The following is a 1,696-nucleotide window of genomic DNA, read 5'->3' on the forward strand; positions in this document are numbered from 1 at the left end:
GCCAGCACCACGCCGCCGGCCGCCAGCGCGTACATCAGCACCAGCTTCCCGGCGGACCCGCCGGCGACCGCCTCGAACAGGGCCCACTGGGCCAGGAACACACCGCCGGCCAGCAGCAGGCCCCGCATCGCCTGCAGGCGCCCGCCGCGCTTGTCCGTGGTCGGGTTCTCCGGGGCTCCCACGCTGCCGGTCTGCGGCCAGATGACCAGCACGGCCAGCAGGAAGATCGGCGCCACGCCGTAGAACACCAGGCGCCAGGAAAGGTACTGGGCGACGACGCCGGCGGCCAGCGGCCCCACCAGCGACGGCACCACCCAGGCCGCCGCCAGCCAGCCAAAGACCACCGGCTGCAGCCGCTGCGGATAGACCTGTCCGATGATCACGTAGACGGCCACGATTGCGAACCCGCCGCCCAGCCCGGCCACGGCGCGGCCCGCGGTGAAGATCCAGAACTCCCCGGCCACCCCGGACAGGACCAGCCCGGCGACCATCAGCACCAGCCCCGCGGCGAGGGCCGGGCGCGGGCCCTTCGCGTCGCACCAGACTCCGGCCACCACGCTGGCCAGCAGCGAAGCGGTCAGGAACATGGAGAACGCCAGCCCGTAGGCGGACTTGCCCTCCAGGTCGGCCGCCACCACCGGCATCGCCGTCGCCACCGCCACGGCCTCGAACGCCGCCAGCGTGATCACCGTCAGCAGGCCGATGGTCAGCGGCCGGTAGGCAGCAGACATGGCGCCGGGCGCGCGGATGGCGGTGGATTCGGGCATCAAAAAACCAGGGCTGACTTTCTTGGCAGGCAGGGGGAAGCGCGGCGGGCACCGGACGCGCCCGCGCTCGTGGGGTGGGGAAGGTTACTACTTCTTCTTGCCGGAATCGTCGCCGCCGGGGCGCAGGCCCTCGTAGATGGCCTTGCAGTCCGGGCATACCGGGAACTTGTTCGGGTCGCGGCCGGGCACCCACACCTTGCCGCACAGGGCGATCACCGGTTCGCCGGACAGCGCCGACTCCATGATCTTTTCCTTGCGGACGTAGTGCGCAAAGCGTTCGCGGTCGCCGGGCTCAAGCTCTTCGCGGAGTTCTTCACGCTCGATCGTCGCGGTGGACCCGCCCGGGGTCTGCGGCGCGCGGGGGTCGTTTTCGAAAGGATCCGGAGGAAGACTCATGCCACCCATCTTAACCCCTGAAACAGGAACGACGACGGCGGAGCCCGGCTCCCCCGTCGTCGTCGCCCGCCGCCGCAGCTGTGCCGGCGCGCTATTTGTTTTTGGCCACGGCCTGGAGGAGTTCCGGCGTCCGGCGGTCATACCAGCGGCCGCCCAGCTCGATGCCGACCACCAGCAGGACCGCGCCGAGCACGAGGCCGACCGCCAGCGCCAGCCAGCCCCACAACGCGTCGCCGGTGAAGACACCGATCAGCGCCAGCACCAGTTCCGGCAGCGAGAGCAGCACCAGCACGCCGAGCCCGCCCAGCTGGACCAGCATCATCCGGGCGGTCGAGCCGGGCGGGGTCTTGAACGGGCTCTCCCCCGGCAGCGGCACGTTGTAGGTGTAACGGGCCGAGACCACGCTGGACAGGCCCAGGCCGGTCAGCAGCACGCCGAGGGCCACCCCGGCAACGGGCGGCAGCAGGTGCCACCCGCCGATGAACACGAACGGCAGCACGGTCAGCACGACGGTCGCCGGCAGCGCGATCACC

At 71.3% G+C, this 1,696-nt stretch carries 2 protein-coding genes and 1 pseudogene; all 3 read right to left on the bottom strand.

Translation table 11 applies throughout. The features are described 5' to 3' along the window. Nucleotides 1-767: MFS transporter (locus AC5RUJ_RS15875; RefSeq protein WP_494156199.1), on the bottom strand; the 767-nt coding region annotated here is incomplete at its 3' end. A gap of 87 nt (nt 768-854) precedes the next feature. Further along, nucleotides 855-1,163, bottom strand: coding sequence for a DUF3039 domain-containing protein (locus AC5RUJ_RS15880; RefSeq protein ID WP_493979734.1), 309 nt, complete (start codon nt 1,161-1,163; stop codon nt 855-857). Nucleotides 1,164-1,254: 91 nt separating this feature from the next. Beyond that, a pseudogene (locus tag AC5RUJ_RS15885) lies at nt 1,255-1,696 on the bottom strand (transporter); the annotation flags it as partial.

It is taken from the genome of Arthrobacter sp. Y3223164, assembly GCF_059091005.1.